This window comes from Marinobacter sp. CP1 (assembly GCF_001266795.1).
GTDB lineage: Bacteria > Pseudomonadota > Gammaproteobacteria > Pseudomonadales > Oleiphilaceae > Marinobacter > Marinobacter flavimaris.
Window position 1 is genome coordinate 2730788 of the sequence record NZ_CP011929.1, and the last position, 19286, is coordinate 2750073.

The 19286-nt window shown below is 57.7% G+C and carries 19 protein-coding genes; 11 read left to right on the plus strand and 8 right to left on the minus strand.

Annotation, left to right across the window (positions count from 1 at the left end):
- Nucleotides 1-34 precede the first annotated feature (34 nt).
- Complete coding sequence (locus ACP86_RS12585; RefSeq protein ID WP_008174193.1) at nt 35-1318, plus strand: OmpP1/FadL family transporter; 1284 nt, start codon at nt 35-37, stop codon at nt 1316-1318.
- A gap of 31 nt (nt 1319-1349) precedes the next feature.
- On the opposite strand, the gene ACP86_RS12590 is transcribed toward ACP86_RS12585, so the two are convergent.
- Entirely contained in the window at nt 1350-1724 is a 375-nt protein-coding gene (locus ACP86_RS12590; RefSeq protein WP_053114212.1) for a hypothetical protein, read from the minus strand.
- A 230-nt stretch (nt 1725-1954) separates the two neighbouring features.
- The gene (gene polA, locus ACP86_RS12595; RefSeq protein ID WP_053114214.1) at nt 1955-4687 is read right to left on the minus strand and encodes a DNA polymerase I; all 2733 of its coding nucleotides are present in this window, start codon (nt 4685-4687) and stop codon (nt 1955-1957) included.
- A gap of 87 nt (nt 4688-4774) precedes the next feature.
- Here polA and ACP86_RS12600 point away from each other — a divergent pair, with 87 nt between their 5' ends.
- Nucleotides 4775-5113: a DUF2782 domain-containing protein gene (locus ACP86_RS12600; protein WP_008174197.1), complete on the plus strand. Its 339-nt coding sequence runs from the start codon at nt 4775-4777 to the stop codon at nt 5111-5113.
- A gap of 7 nt (nt 5114-5120) precedes the next feature.
- Here ACP86_RS12600 and ACP86_RS12605 read toward each other — a convergent pair whose 3' ends face one another.
- Nucleotides 5121-5600 carry a fibronectin type III domain-containing protein gene (locus ACP86_RS12605; RefSeq protein ID WP_227507713.1) on the minus strand — a complete coding sequence of 160 codons (480 nt, stop codon included), beginning with the start codon at nt 5598-5600 and terminating at the stop codon, nt 5121-5123.
- Between the two features lie 279 nt (nt 5601-5879).
- Here ACP86_RS12605 and ACP86_RS12610 point away from each other — a divergent pair, with 279 nt between their 5' ends.
- The gene (locus ACP86_RS12610; RefSeq protein ID WP_014575893.1) at nt 5880-6302 is read left to right on the plus strand and encodes a hypothetical protein; all 423 of its coding nucleotides are present in this window, start codon (nt 5880-5882) and stop codon (nt 6300-6302) included.
- A gap of 97 nt (nt 6303-6399) precedes the next feature.
- Here the strand turns inward: ACP86_RS12610 and ACP86_RS12615 are convergent, their stop codons facing one another.
- Nucleotides 6400-7053, minus strand: coding sequence for a DUF4124 domain-containing protein (locus ACP86_RS12615; RefSeq protein WP_053114216.1), 654 nt, complete (start codon nt 7051-7053; stop codon nt 6400-6402).
- Between the two features lie 3 nt (nt 7054-7056).
- The gene (gene pyrE / locus ACP86_RS12620; protein ID WP_008174208.1) at nt 7057-7695 is read right to left on the minus strand and encodes an orotate phosphoribosyltransferase; all 639 of its coding nucleotides are present in this window, start codon (nt 7693-7695) and stop codon (nt 7057-7059) included.
- A gap of 81 nt (nt 7696-7776) precedes the next feature.
- On the opposite strand from pyrE, the gene ACP86_RS12625 reads away from it, so the two are divergent.
- The gene (locus ACP86_RS12625; RefSeq protein WP_008174210.1) at nt 7777-8583 is read left to right on the plus strand and encodes an exodeoxyribonuclease III; all 807 of its coding nucleotides are present in this window, start codon (nt 7777-7779) and stop codon (nt 8581-8583) included.
- Between the two features lie 136 nt (nt 8584-8719).
- On the opposite strand, the gene rph is transcribed toward ACP86_RS12625, so the two are convergent.
- Nucleotides 8720-9436 (minus strand): ribonuclease PH, encoded by a 717-nt coding sequence (gene rph, locus ACP86_RS12630; protein WP_008174211.1) that lies wholly within the window; start codon nt 9434-9436, stop codon nt 8720-8722.
- 168 nt (nt 9437-9604) lie between these two features.
- On the opposite strand from rph, the gene ACP86_RS12635 reads away from it, so the two are divergent.
- The gene (locus ACP86_RS12635) at nt 9605-10471 is read left to right on the plus strand and encodes a YicC/YloC family endoribonuclease (protein ID WP_053114218.1); all 867 of its coding nucleotides are present in this window, start codon (nt 9605-9607) and stop codon (nt 10469-10471) included.
- 21 nt (nt 10472-10492) lie between these two features.
- Here the strand turns inward: ACP86_RS12635 and ACP86_RS12640 are convergent, their stop codons facing one another.
- Nucleotides 10493-11314, minus strand: coding sequence for an RluA family pseudouridine synthase (locus ACP86_RS12640; RefSeq protein WP_053114219.1), 822 nt, complete (start codon nt 11312-11314; stop codon nt 10493-10495).
- Nucleotides 11315-11462: 148 nt separating this feature from the next.
- On the opposite strand from ACP86_RS12640, the gene gmk reads away from it, so the two are divergent.
- The 4 genes from gmk (at nt 11463) to ACP86_RS12660 (ending at nt 15174) form a co-directional block, all read left to right on the plus strand.
- Nucleotides 11463-12095 (plus strand): guanylate kinase, encoded by a 633-nt coding sequence (gene gmk / locus ACP86_RS12645; RefSeq protein ID WP_008169596.1) that lies wholly within the window; start codon nt 11463-11465, stop codon nt 12093-12095.
- Nucleotides 12096-12181: 86 nt separating this feature from the next.
- Nucleotides 12182-12394: a DNA-directed RNA polymerase subunit omega gene (rpoZ, locus tag ACP86_RS12650; protein WP_008169593.1), complete on the plus strand. Its 213-nt coding sequence runs from the start codon at nt 12182-12184 to the stop codon at nt 12392-12394.
- A gap of 173 nt (nt 12395-12567) precedes the next feature.
- Entirely contained in the window at nt 12568-14709 is a 2142-nt protein-coding gene (locus ACP86_RS12655) for a RelA/SpoT family protein (protein ID WP_053114221.1), read from the plus strand.
- Nucleotides 14710-14787: 78 nt separating this feature from the next.
- Nucleotides 14788-15174, plus strand: a complete 387-nt coding sequence (locus tag ACP86_RS12660; RefSeq protein ID WP_008169589.1) for a RidA family protein — start codon at nt 14788-14790, stop codon at nt 15172-15174.
- Between the two features lie 61 nt (nt 15175-15235).
- Here the strand turns inward: ACP86_RS12660 and ACP86_RS12665 are convergent, their stop codons facing one another.
- Nucleotides 15236-16102, minus strand: coding sequence for an NAD-dependent epimerase/dehydratase family protein (locus tag ACP86_RS12665; protein ID WP_014575901.1), 867 nt, complete (start codon nt 16100-16102; stop codon nt 15236-15238).
- 76 nt (nt 16103-16178) lie between these two features.
- On the opposite strand from ACP86_RS12665, the gene ACP86_RS12670 reads away from it, so the two are divergent.
- Both ACP86_RS12670 and recG read left to right on the plus strand, forming a co-directional pair.
- On the plus strand, nt 16179-17138 hold the full coding sequence (locus ACP86_RS12670; RefSeq protein WP_053114223.1) for a hydrogen peroxide-inducible genes activator: 960 nt from the start codon (nt 16179-16181) through the stop codon (nt 17136-17138).
- Between the two features lie 8 nt (nt 17139-17146).
- Complete coding sequence (gene recG, locus ACP86_RS12675; RefSeq protein ID WP_053114225.1) at nt 17147-19222, plus strand: ATP-dependent DNA helicase RecG; 2076 nt, start codon at nt 17147-17149, stop codon at nt 19220-19222.
- Nucleotides 19223-19286 lie beyond the last annotated feature (64 nt).

Consider the following 19286-nt stretch of genomic DNA (forward strand, 5'->3'; position numbering starts at 1 on the left):
CGGCTTCTCCCTCAATGAGCAGAGCGCCAGTGCGATGGGCACCGCTAACGCCGGTGCCGCCGCCAACCCCGAAAATGCGACCACCGTTCTTTTTAACCCCGCCGGTATGAGCCAGTTGTCGGGCACAAATATTTCGTTTGGTGCTGCGGTTCTGGATATTGATGCTGAGGCCAAGGAAAGTAGTATCCGGACCTCCAGAAACAATCCCTCGGTGCCTGTAAGCCCGGCCAGTAGCGGAGGGGATATTGCAGACCCTGCGGTGCTGCCGAATTTTTATCTAAGTCATGAAATCAACGAGTCGATAGATGTAGGTTTTGGAATCCATGCGCCCTATGGTTTGGCGGCGGATTACGATAACGACTTTGCAGGGCGTTTTTTCGCTGACAAGACAGAGCTCACGGCGATCGCATTCACGCCCTCGGTTTCTCTTAACAATGGCCAGGGCCTGTCAATGGGTGTTGGTTTGAATGTCCTATACGCGGAAGGACGCTTGAGCCGCTACCAGGACATCAGTGCTCAAGTAGGGACAGCGGCGCTTGCACTTGAGGAGCCTTATGCGGATGCAGAGGGTGACGATGTTGGCATGACGTTCCGTGTTGGCTTTCTTTATGAGCTGACCAGCGCTACTCAGATTGGCCTCACGCTTCAGACGGGTACGGAACTCGAGCTGGAGGGTGACCTGGAAATCTCTGGCATAACCAATCCGTCCAACCCGATGGGGCCGACGCTGTCCGCCTCAGAGAGTATCAAGGTGCCTCTTGCGATTCCTGAGAGCGCGACCCTGGGGCTTCGTCACAGCCTTACCGATAACGTTACTCTTCTGGCTGGAGCAACTTACGCTCGTTGGAGCCGATTCGAGGAGCTTGATATCGTCAGCACCGAAGCTGGTGGTGCCGTTAGTGGTGCGCCGCAAGAAGGCGCTGTGATTTCTCATGTTACCGAACAATGGGAAAACAGCTGGCAGATCAACGCTGGTGCTATCTGGCAGGCTTCGCCTGAATGGGCGTTTAAAGCCGGATATGCCTGGGATGAGTCGCCCGTGAATCAGTATGTTACCGCCCGAATTCCCTCCAGTGATCGTCACTGGCTGACTCTCGGTGCCCAATGGGCTGACGCCCAAAGTGGCTGGACGGTCGACGTAGCGGTTGGAACGCTCTTGTTCACGGACGATCCACGAGTCAACGATCGGAATTACCAGCATGAAAACCCGAGCGAGATCGCGCAACTGGCGCCTGGTGTCGAGGATCCAAGCCTTTACGCTGCTGAGTACGATCTGAGCGCCTGGAGCGCTGCGTTCGAAGTAAGCAAGTCCTTCTAAAATCCGGAGAATCTGGCCGGCTGAAGGCCGGTCAGCCAACCACCTGGCCACGGTAGATGACTTTTTTCTTCCGTGGCGGGTCGATCTGTCCCTCCTCGTCCTGTTCCGCTGATGCGGGCGGAGCATCGGCAATGACCTGGCCTCTGTAGTTACGCTTGAGGGCGTCATCTTCTTCCTCGGGCTCAATATTGAGCTGCGGAACCCGTTCTTTGAGGGTCTCCCAAACACGAGTCAGCTGACTGGAGCGGGTTTTCCGCGCGTAATCGGCCAGTTGTTGTTCCAGATGCTCTTCCGTGAGGTGCAGTTTGACGCCGAATTCCGTGTGAATCAGGCGGCGGCACTGGTGAACCAGTTTCAGCACGCTGGGGTCCAGCAGCCAGCTACGTTCAGATGCCAGAGAAGTCATGGTATGAGCCTCGGAGATGGGTGTCACAACATGGCGCAGCCCGGAGTGTCTGATGGGGCGGCGCCGACTCTGATTATGTAGCGAATATCGTGCCGTGACGGTGGTATTTCGCCGGGAGGTAGTGCGTGCGGCCTGCCCTGGAATCGCGGGACTTGAGAGCAGACCAGGCGGTGGATATTGCGGTCGATTTCGGTGCATTTTCGGGCATCCATGCCCTTTTCTGGGTCGAATCAGTGCGCCTCGTCCCAGTTGTCACCAGCACCGGCTTCCACCAGCAGTGGAACATCCAGTTCAGCTGCTGCGGACATGCGCTGCTCCAGGCCTGACCGGATCTTGTCGAGGGCCGATTCCTTCACTTCCAGGATCAGTTCATCGTGAACCTGCATGGTCATGCGGGCTTCATTGGCGTGCTCCTTGAGCAGCCAATTCTCCACATCCACCATCGCTCGTTTGATGATGTCGGCGGCTGTGCCCTGCATGGGAGCATTGATCGCGGTGCGCTCCGCAGCCTGTTGCAGCTGTTTGTTGCGGGCGTTTATCTCTGGCAGGTACAGGCGGCGGCCGAAGAGCGTCTCCACGAAACCGTCGTCATGGGCCTGTTTGCGGATGTTGTCCATGTATTTAAGAACGCCGGGATAGCGTTCGAAATAACGATCGATGTATTCCTGGGCGAGTTTGCGCTCAACGTCCAGTTGCCGGGAAAGGCCAAAGGCGGACATGCCGTAGATCAGGCCGAAGTTGATGGCCTTGGCGCTCCGACGCTGGTCTGAGGACACATCGTCAAGGCTGACCCCGAATACTTCCGATGCCGTTGCCTTGTGAATGTCTTCGCCCTTCTCAAACGCTTTGAGCAGTCCTTTGTCTCCCGAGAGATGGGCCATGATCCGAAGCTCGATCTGAGAGTAGTCGGCAGCGACGAGCTTGTATCCCTCGGGCGCAATAAAGGCCTGCCGTATACGGCGTCCCTGTTCGCTCCTGATGGGGATATTCTGCAGGTTGGGTTCCGACGAGGACAGTCGACCGGTAGCAGTGACAGCCTGATGGTAGGACGTGTGTACCCGGCCGGTACGATGGTGAATCAGCTCCGGCAGCGTGTCGGTGTAGGTCGACTTCAGCTTGCTCAGGCTTCGGTGCTCAAGAATCAGACGCGGCAGTTCGTGTTCGTGGGCGAGTTCCTGAAGCACCGGCTCCGCTGTTGACGGCGCGCCCTTTGGGGTTTTCTTGATGACCGGCAGCCCCATCTTGTCGTAGAAGATCGCCTGCAGCTGCTTGGTAGAGCCCAGGTTGAAGGTTTCCCCGGCCACTTCATGGGCCTCTTTTTCCAGCTCCGCCATGCGCTCTGCCAGTTCCTGGCTGTGCTGTCGCAGGGTGCTGGCGCTGATCAGGGTGCCGCGCTGCTCCATGCGCGACAGTACCGGCACCAGAGGCAAATCGATGTCTTCGTAGACAGAGGCCAGCTTCCCGGTTTCCTTCAGTTTTGGTCTCAAGGTCTGGTGTAGGCGCAGGGTAATGTCCGCATCCTCGGCGGCATAGGGTGCGGCCTTTTCCAGTTCGATCTGGTTGAAGGTGAGCTGTTTCGCGCCTTTGCCGGCAATGGATTCGAAGCTGATGGTCTTCTCGCCCAGGTAATACATGGCAAGGCTGTCCATGTCGTGCCGGGTAGCGACAGAATTCAGCACGTAGGATTCCAGCATGGTGTCTTCGGCAATGCCCTCCAGGGTAATGCCGTGGTTGGCCAGTACGTTCTTGTCGTACTTCAGGTTCTGGCCGACCTTGGCCACGTCGGGGTTCTCCAGCAGTGGTTTAAGCTGGTCCAGCACCTGATCACGGTCCAGCTGCTCGGGCGCGCCCATATAGTCGTGCCCCAGCGGGACATAGGCGGCTTCGCCCGGCTTTACGGCAAAGGAGACACCGACGATTTCGGCGTCCATGTAGCGAAGGCTGGTGGTCTCTGTGTCGAAGGCAAACAGCTCCGCCGCCCCAAGGCGCTCCATCCACTGATCCAGTTCTTTCTGGTCGGTGATGATGCTGTAGTCTTTTTCGCCGGTTTCCGGTTTGGGGTTTTCATCGCCGGCTCTGGCATTGCTGGAAGAGGAACTTTCGTCCTCTTCGAGTTCGGCGATCCAGCTTCGGAATTCATACTCCCTGAACAGCTCAAGCAATTGCTGGTCGTCCTGCTCCCGGAGTTTCAGGTCTTCCAGGCCAAAATCCAGTTCCACGTCGGTGCGGATGGTCGCCAGTTCACGGCTCAGGGGCAGGGTCTCCGTTGCGTCCCGCAGGTATTCACCGATCTTGCCTTTGATATCGTCGGCGTGTTCGATGACGTTGTCCAGGTTGTCGTAGCTCTGAAGCCATTTGACCGCGGTCTTCGGTCCGCACTTGTTGACGCCGGGGATGTTGTCCACCTTATCGCCCACCAGGGCCAGGTAATCGACAATCTGCTCCGGAGTAACGCCGAATTTCTCCACCACGCCGTCCCGGTCCATCCGGGTCTCGGTCATGGTGTTAATCAGCGTAACGTGATCGCTGACCAGCTGCGCCATGTCCTTGTCGCCGGTGGAGACCACCACATCGATGCCTTTGCTGGTTGCTTCGTTGGCAAGGGTGCCGATCACGTCGTCGGCCTCAACGCCTGTCACCGTTAGCAGCGGCAGCCCCATGGCCTTTACGATCTCGTGAATAGGCTCGATCTGGCAGGCGAGATCCTCCGGCATGGGAGGTCGGTTGGCCTTGTACTCTTCATAGAGATCGTGCCGGAAGGTTTTGCCCTTGGCGTCGAACACCACCACCATCTTGGACCCGGGAAAATCCTGCTCCAGGCGGCGGAGCATGCTGATCACGCCTTTAATGGCTCCTGTCGGATGATCCTTGCTTGTGGTGAGCGGTGGAAGTGCATGATAAGCACGGAAAAGATAGGACGATCCGTCCACAAGAACCACAGGTGGTGTGTTTTTGCTGGTCATGTCAAAACAGGTCCGGAATCTGATTGAAGCGTGGGTTGGCTTATGCAACTCTGTACTGAAATCGATGGACGAAAGGGTATCACGAAAATGAAACGAATCGCCTGCCCGGCTTTGTTGCTCGCCTGTCTGCCTTTGGCTGCTCTGGCCCAGGAAGAAGGCGCTCTGGATGAGACGCCGGTGACAACTCCCGACGAGCCAGTGGTGATCTCGGATTACCAGCCTGCAAGCCAGGGCCCCGAGATTGTTATTCGCCCGGGTGAGCAGGAAGTGTTCTATGAATACCGGGTCAACGGACAGCTGATGGAAATCAAGGTTGTACCGGAAGTCGGACCGGAGTATTACCTGGTGCCGGCGGATGGCGGCGGTTGGATCCGGGAAACCGAGTCCGACATGTTGGTGCCTAGCTGGGTGATTTTCCGCTGGTAAACCTCAGTCAGATCAGATCGACGTTGACCGGAGTTGAGCGCCGGCTCTCCAACCCCTGAATATCCACGGTGGTGATGGCGAACTCGTAAGCGCCTGGCGCCATCTCCGCCAGAGAGAGTCTTGTGGTTGCAGGACTCTCAATGTGGATAACCTTGAAGTTGTCCTGGTGTCTGAACCGATAGTAGACCCTGAATTCCGCAATCTCTCCAAGTGCCAGTGACGAGCCGTCCTCACGGGTCAGTGGAGCTGTCCATGTCAACTCCTTCGGCTCAGTGGCTGTATATCCGGTTTCCCGAGTCTGCCCAAGTGTGGTCATGAGCCCGTCGGTCGCCTTGTTCAGCCGCGAATTTGCGATTTCACTGGCCCTGTCAGAGCTGGTGCTGACGGCGCGGGAATCTTCCTGGCAGGCAGCAAGGAGGAAAGAGGCGGCAATCACTGGTAAAAGAAATATGAAGAAATGCGGTTGTCGGGTTTTGCTGGTGGTCATGGTTACTCGCATACGGGCCTGATCGAGGCCTTTGGTGATTAAGCGTATGGAGCCTGAATAAAACGGGGAGACGGGCTTCTGTGAAAGCACGGCATTATGCCAGCCGGGTTTTCAGGATCAAGTGAATAATCCGTAAAAGCCCTTATTCGTTCACTTCCTGCTTTTAGTATGAACATTCTAATTTTAAGGCGTAACTTGGGTGGTGAGATTGAAGTAAGGCCTTCGTTGCACTCGTTTCGACAGGGCCTTGGAACTTTCAGGAAACCAAGGGGATTTATCATGGGTAAACTCAAGTCTTATCAGGAACAGCTCCAGGAAATCGTGGACAAGGGTATCAACGCCGCTGAAGAGCAGCAGAAGAAGCTGGCTTCCAAGCCGTTCGATTACGCCGAGAAGCTCGAGTCTGAAGCGCGCGAGTACAGCGTGAAGACCCTGCGCAAGCGTTACAACGGCTACAGCGATAGCCTGTTCGATCAGCTGCGCAACCTGAACAGCCGTTTTGGCAGCTTTGCTGGTGACCTGGTCGCCAAGCTGGAAAAAGAAGCAGCCGAAGGCGCTGATGCAGTTGCAGAAGCCGCGGAAGATGTGTCTGACGCTGCGAAGGATGCGAAAAAAACGGTTGAGCCGAAGAAGACGGCTGCACGCAAGACCACTGCGCGCAAGACCACTTCCACTGCCAAGAAGAGCACTGCATCCGCCTGAATTGTGGATAGCACCTCATCGGTAGGTGAGTGAAATGAAAAAGCCACCGGCTAACACCGGTGGCTTTTTTTTTGGTCTCGGAAATTTCAGTGCAGAATCAGTTGTCGGTCTTGGTGTGATCCAGTGGCAGAGTTCGTGCCTCGCCGGTAACTTCTTCCAGGCGTTCGATGTCGTCCTCAAAAGCCTTTCGTAGTTCGTCGATTTCCTGGGTCTGTGAGGCAATTTCCCGCTCAATGTCGCGAATCTGGGCCTCCAGCCGCCGGATCTTCTCCAGCGTGCCCTCGGGAATCTCGCGACCGGCCCGCTCCATGTTGGCGGCCCGACTCTGTTCGTTATCCAGCTGGCTCGATATCACCGATATATTGCCGCGCTTGAGCTGGATAAGACCCTCTAGCTCGCGGATTTTCCGGTGCATGGCTTTCGCGGCCTGATCCGGATGGCTGAAGCGTTTCAGCAGCGCGCGGTCTTGCTCGCGCTGTTCTGCGAGTTCCTTCTGGCGCTGTTTTTCCGCTTCCCGGGCAGCAATTTCTTCTTCGGTTGGTGCCGGTGGAATGGTTTCGATCACGCGGCCATTGTTGCTCAGGATGTCATAGCCCCGCTTGGTGGCTTCCTGGGGGATGGTGCTGCTGATTACGATCTGGCCGTTCTCATCCGTGTAACGGTACATATTGGCTGCTGCTTGGGCAGAAAAACCCAGAGCCAGCGCCAATGCCGTTGCTTTGACAGAGATTGCGGTCAGACGATTGGTCATCAATCAGACTCCGTAGCGATCCCGATAACTGGCTACCTTTTCAGCATGCCCGGCAAATTCCGGGTTGGCTTTAAGGTAGTCCAGCACCTGCTCAAGACGAATGATGCTCACCACAGGGATGCCGAATTCCTTCTCCACTTCCTGGATGGCGGATAGCTCGCCATTGCCTTTTTCCTGACGATCCAGCGCAATAAGCACGCCTGCCGGTTCGGCCCCGGCGGCACGGATGATATCGATGGATTCCCGGATCGCGGTACCGGCGGTAATCACATCATCGACAATCAGCACTTTGCCCTGTAACGGTGCGCCAACAATATTGCCGCCCTCACCATGATCTTTCTTTTCCTTGCGGTTAAACGCAAAGGGTTTGCTGTTACCGTCTGTAGCCAGTGCCATTGCTGTGACAGTGGCCAACGGAATGCCCTTATAGGCAGGGCCGAAAATAATGTCATAATCCAGCCCGCTGCGTGCGATCGCGGCGGCATAGGCCTTGCTTAATTGAAGCAGGTCGTCCCCGGTATTGAACAGGCCAGCGTTAAAGAAGTAGGGGCTGGTTCGGCCCGACTTGAGCGTGAACTCACCAAAGCGTAGTACATTTCGGCGGATGGCAAATTCGATAAATTTCTGCTGATAGTCGTGCATGACAAGGCTTCTGGCGGGTGTTGATCTTTAATTAGCTCGTAAAAACGGTATCATACACACAAACCGAATCAGGGAACACGTATGCGGGTAGTATCAATCAGCGTCAATGGCCTCGCCCAGGCTGTTGAAAAAGGTTTTTTCGACTGGCTGGCGGAGCAGGACGCTGACGTGGTCTGCGTCCAGGACCATCGCATGCGGGCCTACGAGATTGAGGACTATAACCTGATTCCGGAAGGTTACGAGGCCTACTTTATTGATGGCGAAAAGAATGAAGATGGCGGTGTTGGTATCTACACCCGTCATTTCCCGAAGGCCATCATGTATGGATTTGCCAACGAACAGGCCGATCGGGAAGGCCGGTTCATTCAGGCCGATTTTGACAAGGTCTCGGTTGCCTGCGTCCTGGCGCCCTGTGCGCTGGGTCGTGAGGACGAGCTGATTGGCGAGGACGACCTGACGGTTCTCGACCACAAGGACGAATTCATGGAGTCCTTCGGTCTGCACATGCAAAAGACCCTTCGTAAGCGCCGTCAGTTCATCTTCTGCGCCAACCTGCAGACTGCTCATCACGTAACCGACGCCAGCCCGCTGTACCACAAACTGGATTTCTCTGGTTTCTTGCCCCACGAGCGTGCCTGGTTGGATCGTCTGTTCGATGAGATGGGCTGCGTTGACGGCTTCCGGGAGATCAACAAGCAGAGCAACCAGTTCACCTGGTGGCCCGAGCAGGCCGAGGGTTCCCGCAAGAATGCCGGCATCCGGGTGGATTACCAGCTGCTGACACCGGGAATCCGCAAGACCATCGAAGATGGCTGGATTGACGACTCAACCCGCTTCTCTGATCACGCCCCGGTGATCATGGATTACGACATCGAAATCGGCTTCTAAGCTCTGAGGAAGGCGCCTGCGCGGCAACGCTTTCCCAGACACGCTACAAGCACTTCCCTGTGCGCTTGAATCGGGCCATCCATGGCCCTCAACAGTCTGGGAAAGGTTTCCCCCTCCGGACACGCGGGCAACAAACTTAATCTGCCAGCGCCGCCTTCTGAATCTCAAACAACTGCTCAATACCCTGTTTGGCCAGAGTCAGCATGCTGTCCAGTTCTGACTGGTCGAACGGTGCACCTTCCGCAGTCCCCTGAATCTCAATGAAACCGCCCTGGTCCGTCATGATGACGTTCATGTCGGTTTCGGCTTCGGAGTCTTCCGGGTAGTCCAGATCCACCACCGGGGTGCCTTTGTAAACACCGACTGAAAGCGCGGCGACCATCTGCTTGAGCGGAGATTTCTTGAGGCGCTTGTCAGCAACCAGGTGGTTCAGGGCATCAACCAGTGCCACGCAGCCGCCGGTGATGGCTGCGGTGCGGGTGCCGCCATCGGCCTGGATGACATCGCAGTCAATGGTGATGGAGTGTTCACCGAGAGCGGTCAGATCCACCGCTGCACGCAGGGAGCGGCCAATCAGGCGCTGGATTTCGACGGTCCGGCCACCCTGCTTGCCGCGGGCAGCTTCACGGCCCATTCGGCTGCCGGTAGAGCGGGGCAGCATGCCGTATTCGGCGGTGATCCAGCCCTTGCCTTCACCCCTCAGAAACGGAGGGACCTTGTTTTCGACGGAGGCAGTGCAGATGACTTTTGTGTCCCCGAATTCCACCAGCACAGAGCCTTCGGCGTGACGGGTGTAGTTGCGGGTGATTCGAACATCTCTGGGTTGTTCGGGCGTTCTGCCGCTTGGACGCATAGTTTTTCCTGAAGTCAGTTTTGAATGTCCGGGAGCGAGTCCCGGGCGAACGTTTGTCGAAAAGGCCGGTCAGTATATCACGTTGGGGTTGGCCTTTTGTCCGGTTCGCCGTTGCTGTTAAGAGCCTGTTAAACTTCATCAATACAACACTATCGAAGCGGAGCTGACATGATCCGAAGTATGACTGCATTTGCCCGCAAGGACGTCCAGGGAGACTGGGGAACGTTGACCTGTGAAATCCGGACCGTGAATCACCGGTATCTCGAACCCTCCTTCCGCCTGCCGGAAGCGTTCCGTGAGCTGGAGAACCGGTTCCGGGAGGAACTGAGAAAGCAGTTGAAGCGGGGCAAGGTGGATGTCTCCATGCGCTTGCAGTCGGCAGAGAAAGGCTCGCAAAGTTTCGAGATCAGCGAAGACATGGCCCAGGCGGTGAATGAGGCGGCCAACCACATCAACCGGATTCTGGATAATCCGGCCCACATCAATGCCCTGGACATACTCAGGTGGCCGGGCGTGCTGTCAGTGCCGGAACAGGATTATAGCCCTGCAAAAGAGGCTGCCGTCGGACTGTTCGAGCAAACCGTGGCCGAACTTGCATCGGTGCGCGAGCGGGAGGGGGAGCGCCTGCGGCCACTGTTCGAAGATCGCCTGAAAACCATGGGTGATCTCGTTGCCGACGTCCGTAGGCGTATGCCGGAATTGCTCGAGGCGCAGGAGAAAGCGCTGCGAGATCGGTTCGAAAAAGCCAAAGTGGAACTGGATGCCGAGCGGGTTGCCCAGGAGATGGTGATGCTGGCTCAGAAAAGCGATGTGGCCGAGGAGCTGGACCGGCTGGATGCCCATATCGGTGAGGTGTCCGATACTCTGAAAAGCGAAGATGCCATTGGCCGGCGGCTGGATTTTCTCATGCAGGAGCTCAATCGAGAGGCCAACACCCTGAGCAGCAAGAGCATTGATGCCGGCGTTACCCGTACTGCAGTGGATCTCAAGGTTCTGATCGAACAGATGCGAGAGCAGGTGCAGAATCTGGAATAAGCCGGATCTCTACGCCGGTGGTCAATTCAGTGTGAGGTCGCTCAGTTCCGCCGGCAGTTCGAACGTCATCTTGCGCTTGTTCAGGGGGCAGTCGAATTCCAGGTAAAAGGCGAGGAGCTGCAAGGGTACGCCGGCCGGTCGCCCGTAAAGGCGATCACCGATGATCGGATGGCCGAGGCCCGCCAGATGCCGGCGAATCTGGTGTTTTCGTCCGGTTTCGATACTGATTTCCAACAGTGAAGTTTCCCCGGTTTCGTCCAGCTCGAGCGTTGATACACGGCTGACGGCCGCCTTGCCCTCGACGGGCGCATCAACGAGCTGCTCCCGAGCGTCCATAAGGCCGGCCACTCGCGCCTTGTAATGTTTGGTCATGGTCCGCCCCGAAAAACACTGGGAAAGGGCGCCGGCCGCTTTCGAGTCATGGGCGATCAGCATCAGCCCGGCAGCGTCGGCGTCAAGCCTGTGGATCAGATGGCATGGTTGCTCAAGCTGGATTTCGGCCAGGCGAAGCAAACTGCAGTGGTCGCCCCACTGCGAGCCCTGGGCAAGTAGCCCATGAGGTTTGAACCAGACGGTGTAGCGCCCCGCATTCTCAAGGAGAATCGGCTTTTCCGGTTTCCTCTCAAGCACCTTCTCGTCGTAGTAAAGCTGTAGTCGGATACCCGGTTTCAGCTCCTTTGTGGCACGGCGTAGCCGAAGGCGTTTGCCTTTGTGAGTCCACCAGCAGGCGCCTTTGGTCATGGCGTCCTTGATTTTCTGACGCGAAAGCCCGGGGGCCGCCTCGCTCAGGGCGTCGATGGCTTTGCCGGGCTGCCTCACGGTGATGTCGATGGTGGTTCGCATGGGTTCTTGCAGTCGCTGAACAGTGGATAGGCAAATGGTATCAGCTGACGCCCTTGTGGGGTGCGGTGTTTTGCCAAAGTCCGTATAATTCCGTGCTTTACTGGCCGGAATACGCGGCCGCCGTGTCCAGGTTTGGAGTTCTCGGGTTATGAGTCAGGCAGTTGAGCAGGGTACTCTGTACGTTATCTCCGCGCCATCCGGTGCCGGCAAGACCAGCCTTGTGGCGGAAATGCTCCGCAATGACGAGAAGCTCGGTGTTTCCGTCTCGCACACGACCCGCTCGATGCGGGAGGGCGAACAGAACGGGGTGAACTATCACTTTGTCAGCCGGACCGTGTTCGAGGCGATGATTGGCGAGGGCGACTTTCTGGAGCACGCCGATGTCTTCGGCAATTACTACGGCACTTCCCAGGCATGGGTTCGGGAAACTCTGGCAACAGGCCAGGATGTGATCCTGGAGATCGACTGGCAGGGTGCCGCTCAGGTGCGACGGCTTATTCCCGAGTGTGTCAGTATTTTCATCGTGCCACCCTCTCCGGAAGTGCTGCGCGACCGACTGGTCGGGCGTGGCACCGATGCGCCGGAGATAGTGGAGCGGCGCCTGGCCGAGGCTGAGGAAGAGTGCCGTCACGCAGTGGAGTTCGACTTTCTGGTGGTCAATGACGACTTCGAAGCGGCCCTCGGAGATCTGCTCGCGATTGTCCGGGCCCAGCGCCTTCGCATGGAAGTGCAGCAGCCAAGGCATCGAGCGTTGCTGGCGGGATTGTCCGGCCCGGCGTGATACGGGGTTTTCCTGTATACAAATTGAACCGGCCACAGTAAACTGTGCGGTCTGCTGAAACAGTCATTTTATGAGTCGGGGAAGTTATGGCACGAGTTACCGTTGAAGATTGTCTGGAAAACGTTGATAACCGCTTCCAGCTGGTAATGCTGGCAACCAAGCGTGCCCGTCAGCTCGCTACCAAGGGTGCCGAGCCGATGGTGGCTGAAGAAAATGATAAGCCCACGGTTATCGCTCTGCGCGAAATTGCCGAAGGCAAGATTACTCGTGATCTCCTCAAGGAAGAAGACGACGAGTGACCCAGCTGCGGACCCGGGTATATAAGTATCTGTCCGCAAGCGAGAAGCATTGAAATCTGTCCCCGCGGTTTTATAGTGTAGCTATAGAGCGTTGCTGGAAGGACTCTGGAAGGACCCGGATGCGTGCATTCGGGTTTTTTTGTCCCTGAATTTCATGAAGTCGTGGAGGCGCGGTGTCGGCAGAGGCTACGGTTGAAGGACTGGCTCGAGAGCTAAGTTCCTATCTGGATACCACTCGCATCAATCAGGTGCGACGCGCCTATTATTATGCCGAGCAGGCCCATGAGGGCCAGATGCGTAAGAGCGGCGACCGGTACATTACTCACCCCCTGGCTGTCGCCCATATTCTCGCCGATCTCCGTCTGGATCATCAGAGCCTGATGGCGGCGATGCTTCACGATGTGATCGAAGACACCGGCATTCCCAAGGATGCCCTGGCGGAGCAGTTCGGCGACGATGTTGCGGAACTGGTGGATGGCGTCAGCAAGCTTACCCAGATCGAATTCCGGTCCCGGGCGGAAGCCCAGGCTGAAAACTTCCAGAAGATGACTCTGGCCATGGCCAGAGATATTCGGGTCATTCTGGTGAAGCTGGCGGACCGCCTTCACAATATGCGCACCCTGGGCCCCATGCCCTATGAGAAGCGCCAGCGCATTGCCACCGAGACCCTCGATATCTACGCCCCCATCGCGAACCGCCTGGGTATGCACTCGATCTGCACCGAGCTCGAGGATCTGGGGTTTACCTCGCTGTATCCGATGCGTTCGAGATACATTTCAAAAGCGGTGGACAAGCTCAGGGGCAGCCACCGCGAAATCATCGAGGATATTCGTGGCAAATTGCAGGAGAAGCTTGAAGAGCGCGGCCTGCCGGGGCGGATTCTGGGCCGGGAAAAGCACTTGAACAGCATCTACAACAAGATGAAGTTCAAGCAGAAATCCTTCCATGAAATCATGGACGTTTACGCGTTCCGGATCATCACCGATACCGAAGACGACTGCTACCGGATCCTTGGTGCCGTACACAGCCTCTACAAACCCCTCCCGGGCCGCTTCAAGGACTACATAGCCATGCCCAAGGCCAATGGCTACCAGTCCATCCACACCACTCTGTTCGGGATGCACGTGAACATCGAGATCCAGATCCGTACCGAGGAGATGGAGCATATCGCCAATAACGGGATTGCGGCGCACTGGATGTATAAGAATGAACCCAGCAGCGTGACCAGCGCCAACCAGGCCCGGGTCGACCGCTGGGTGAAGGGGCTGATGGAAATGCGGGAACGGGCCGATGACTCTATGGAGTTTATCGAGCATGTAAAGGTAGACCTGTTCCCGGACGAGATATACGTTTTCACCCCGAAAGGCCGCATCATGGAGTTGCCAAGCGGGGCAACGCCAGTAGACTTTGCCTATGCCATCCACACGGACATCGGCAACGCCACCGTAGCCTGTCGAATCAACCGCAACCTGGGTTCCCTCAGCCAGCCTCTGCAGAGTGGCCAGACCGTGGAAATCATCACTGCGCCCGGCGCCCGCCCCAACCCGGCCTGGCTCAGTTTCGTGGTGACCGGCAAGGCCCGGAGCAGTATCCGGCACGTGCTCAAGAGCCAGAAGCGCGCGGAATCGCTGGAGCTCGGTCGCACCCTGCTGAAGAAATCCCTGAAGGGGTTTGGTGCGAAACTGTCCGAGATCAGCGACGCCCAGAAGCAAGCCGTGGTGAACCACAATCAGGTGAACAGTTTTGATGATCTGATCAGTGACATCGGGCTCGGCAACCGGATGGCCTATCTGGTGGCTCGTCAGCTCGCGAGCGGCTCAGAGGTTGCCGAAGCCATTGAGGCTCCCAGGGATATCGAGGGTGGCAATCATAGCCCGGTGACCATTCGTGGCACGGAAGGCCTTCTGGTCCGGTTCGCCAGCTGTTGCAAACCGATTCCGGGAGACCCGGTGGTTGGGGTGATGGATTCCGGCAAAGGTATGGTGATTCATTCCGATACCTGCTCCCGGTTGCCCGAGGACGATGAGGGGCGGGCTCGCCTCACGCATCTTAAATGGGCCAAGGACATTACCGACGAATTTTCCGTGGAGCTCCGGGTAGAGCTGGAGCGCCAGCGCGGTGTGATTGCCGAGATGGCCAATGCGGTTGCCATGGCGGACGGCAACATCGAGCGCATTAACGTGGAAGAGCAGAACGCCCGCTTTGGCGTTGTCAGTCTAGTGGTACACGTTAATGGTCGCCGGCACCTGGCCCGGGTGATGCGCCGGATCCGCAACATTCGTGCGATTACCCACATCAGCCGTGTGCGGCACTGACCCCGACCAAAGCCCGGTTGACAGGCGCGCCACGCAAGGGCGAGGATTGGCGTTTTGGAAGAGAGGAAACCAAGGGTCATGACCAACAAATCCGTAATTCAGACCGAGAATGCGCCCCAGGCGATCGGCACATACTCCCAGGCGGTAAAGGCAGGGGATACCGTGTACCTGTCTGGCCAGATTCCGCTGGTGCCGGAAACCATGGAAGTGGTCGCCGGCGATTTCTCTGCCAAGACCCGGCAGGTATTCGATAACCTCAAGGCCGTTTGCGAGGCCGCCGGTGGCGAGCTGAAGGACATTGTGAAACTGAACATCTACATGACAGACCTGGCCAATTTCGCCACGGTCAACGAGATCATGGCCACCTATTTCCAGGAACCGTATCCGGCCCGAGCGGCGGTAGGTGTCGCGGCGCTACCCAAGGGAGTGCCCATTGAAATGGAAGCGGTGATGGTGCTCAGCTAAGACCTGAGAACACCTGAATTGAGAAAAGGCGGCCTTGGCCGCCTTTTTTAATGCCGAAGGCTCATCCCTGGTCAATCATGGCGCGGTAGCCGGCACGGAAATCCGGGTAGCGGAACTGGAAGCCGGTGCCCAGCAGTCGCTTGTTGCTGCAGCGTTTGCTCCCGGCCCGGCCACCTTTCCGGGCATCAGGCTGCGGATCGGCGCAGGGCGTTTGCTGCCGCACCCAATCTACTACCTCATCAAGTCTTACCGGCTCGCAATCGCTGGCAAGGTAGCAGGTCTCCAGTGACGCTCCCGAAAGTGCCAGCTTCACAAGGTGGGCAGCGGCCTCCGCTGCATCCTCCTCATGAATCCGGTTACTGAACGGTGCTGGCTTCGCCGGATTCATGCGCCCCTCCTGGACCTCCTCGAGAAAACGCCGCCGTGAAGGCCCGTAAATGCCGCTGTATCGAATGATTGTCGCCGGATGGCCGCTTTCCAATGCGGTCTGTTCACCGGCCAGGACCTGCTCGCCGCTGAACCGGGCCGGTTCTGTGGGGCTGGATTCATCTACCCAGCTGTCGTCATCCTGTGAATAGACACTGCTGCTGCTCACAAAGAAAAGGTGCTTCAGAGACTGACTGCCGACGGCCGCCAACAAATTTTCCAGGCCAGTCACATAGGCATCGCGATAGCCCTGCTGGTCGTAGCTGGAGGGCGTCAGGCAATAGAGGATGATATCGAGATCAGCAGGAAGTTTGCGGGCCAGGGTCTCAGGCCTGGTCAGATCGGCGCCAATGCCGTGAACGCCCTCGGGAACAAGCCCGGGATTTCGCCGCAGGCCAAACACGGTGGCCGAGGTTGTCAGCCGGCTGGCAATGGCGCCACCGAGTTTGCCGCAACCGGCAACGAGAATTCGGGGCGTCTTACGACTTTCAGTGATTGCCATAGACAATTTCAATCCTTATGCTTTACCTCATAAATTCGTGAAACTTCGACCCGCATCTATCTGACCGGAGCTCACCATGACTCTCACCGAGTTACGATACGTCGTTACGCTGGCCCGCGAAAGGCATTTTGGCCGGGCTGCAGAGCGTTGCCATGTCAGCCAGCCAACGCTCAGTGTTGCTGTGAAAAAGCTGGAAGACGAGCTCGGTATCCCTCTATTCGAGCGAAGCAAAAGCAGCATCCGCGTGACCGAAACCGGTCTGCGCATTATCGAGCAGGCCCAGCGGGTGCTCGATCAGGTCGGCCTGATCAAAGACATGGCTCAGGATGGCAAGAACCAGCTCAATTCGCCTCTGAAGGTCGGTGCGATCTACACCATCGGTCCCTATCTGTTCCCACACCTGCTCCCCGAATTGAGGCGTGCGGCCCCGGAAATGCCGCTTTATATCGAAGAGAACTATACCGCCAACCTGAGGCAGAAACTCCGGCAGTCTGAGCTGGATGCCATTATTATTGCCCTGCCGTTCGAGGAGCCGGAAGTAGTTACCCTGCCGCTCTACGACGAACCGTTCGTAGTGTTGCTGCCCGCGGGACATCCGCTGGCCAGCAAGGAGCAGTTGACTGCCGACGAGCTGGCCAAGGAGCAATTGCTATTACTCGGGCCCGGACACTGTTTCCGGGATCAGGTTCTGGAATCCTGCCCACCCCTGGTAGAAGCCGTAACCCACCGGGCAAACAACGGCTCACCGGCGCTGGTGACCGAAGGCAGTTCTCTGGAAACCATTCGCCATATGGTCGCTTCCGGCCTGGGTATTACGGTGTTACCGCTCTCGGCCGCCACCGCCATGCAGTACCACGAGGACATTCTGGCCGTTCGACCGTTTGCGCCCCCGGTGCCGTTCCGCACGGTGGCTCTGGCCTGGCGGGTCACGTTCCCGCGGCCCAAGGCTATTGATGTGCTTTCCCTGGCTGCCAGCCAGTGCCGGGTAATCGAAAAGGCGAAAACAGACACACCAGTTGTGGCCGAAAGCGCCTGAGCCTGACTATGACGTCACTGGATGACATACCGGTCACCCAGCTCAAGGGCGTAGGAAACGCCCTGGCAGAAAAGCTCGCCAAGCTGGGTATTATCTCCCTGCAGGACCTGCTGTTTCACCTGCCTCACCGATACGAAGACAGAACCCGGGTAATACCCATGGGAAGTCTTCGCATCGGTGACGTGGCCGTGGTGGAAGGGGAGGTTATGAAAGCGGACCTGATCATGGGTCGCAGACGCAGTTTGCAAGTAACCCTCCGGGATAACAGCGGGTTTCTGGTGATGCGCTTTTTTCATTTCAACGCGGCCCAGAAAAACCAGTTTAGCGAGGGCGCCAGGGTTCGCTGCTTTGGCGAAGTCCGGCCCGGGCGCGCAGGTTATGAGTTCTACCACCCGGAGTACCAGACCAATCCGCCGCCCATGCCGGCGGAAGGTGATGCGACCCTGACCCCGGTTTACCCGCTGACAGAGGGCATCCAGCAGCCACGCGTTCGCTCGCTCTGCCAGCAGGCTCTGGGCTATCTTGACCGGTTCCCGATCCGTGACTGGTTGCCCGGAAACCTGCTGGCCGAGTATCAGCTGCCCGGAATCACCGAAGCTGTCCAGCTGGTGCATTCCCCGCCAGCCAGCGCGCCGGTCAACCTGCTTATGGAAGGGCGCCATCCGGCGCAACAGCGCCTGGTGATGGAAGAACTGCTGGCCCATCAGCTGAGCTTGCTCCAGGTGCGTGAACAGATTCAGGCCCGTGAAGCGCTCCCGCTCCTGCCCACGGGGGATTTGCCCGAGCGTTTCCTCGGTTCCCTGCCCTTTGCACTCACCGGTGCCCAGCGCCATGTGCTGGCCGACATCCGTCAGGACCTGAGCCAGCCACTGCCGATGCTCCGGCTTGTTCAGGGCGATGTTGGCTCGGGCAAGACCGTCGTCGCGGCATTGGCGGCGTTGCAGGCTATTGGCGCCGGTGCACAAGTAGCCCTGATGGCGCCCACCGAAATCCTTGCCGAACAGCATTTTCAGAATTTCCGGGCATGGCTGGAGCCTCTGGGCATCCGTCTCGCGTGGCTATCCGGGAAGGTAAAAGGAAAGACCCGGACGGAAACGCTGGAAGCGGTCCAGTCAGGGGATGCCGCCGTGGTGATCGGCACCCATGCCCTGTTTCAGGACGACGTCAGGTTCCATCGTCTTGCCCTGGTCATCGTCGATGAACAGCATCGTTTCGGCGTACACCAGAGGCTGGCCTTGCGGGAAAAGGGTGTCGGTGGCTCACTGGCACCTCACCAGTTGATCATGACCGCAACACCCATTCCCCGTACGCTTGCCATGAGCGCCTATGCCGATCTCGATACCTCGGTGATTGATGAACTGCCTCCAGGACGGAAGCCGATCGAAACCATCGTGATTCCCGACAGCCGCAGGGAAGATGTGATTGAACGGGTTCGGGGCGCCTGCAGGGAAGGTCGACAGGCCTATTGGGTGTGCACTCTGATCGAGGAGTCCGAGGCTCTGCAGTGTCAAGCCGCGGAGGTGACTGCCCAGGAGCTTGCCGAGCGATTGCCGGACCTGAAAGTGGGGCTGGTGCATGGCCGGCTAAAGGCTCAGGAAAAGGCGGCGGTGATGGAGCAGTTCAAAGTTGGCGAGCTGGACCTGCTGGTCGCGACCACGGTGATTGAGGTTGGGGTGGACGTCCCCAACGCGTCGCTGATCATCATTGAAAACCCGGAACGCCTGGGGCTGGCCCAGTTGCATCAACTCCGTGGTCGTGTTGGCCGGGGCGAGCAGGCAAGTTTCTGTGTCCTGATGTACCACCCGCCTTTGTCCGCCAATGGCAAGGCCCGGCTGCAGGCGCTCAGGGACAGCCAGGATGGCTTCTTTATTGCCGAGAAAGACCTGGAGATTCGGGGGCCGGGCGAAGTATTGGGTACCCGGCAGACCGGTATGATGCAGTTTCGTCTGGCGGACTTCGAACGCGACAAGGGCTGGATTGAGCCAGTTCGGAAAATGGCGCCGGGATTGATGGTTCATCCGGAGACTGTCCGCGCTCTGGTGCGACGATGGCTCGGTGAGAGAACGCGTTACGGCGATGTGTAAAGGCGTCCGTTTATTCACTGAAAGCGTATGAAAACGCTCTGGAAATAGAGTTCAGTCAACGTCA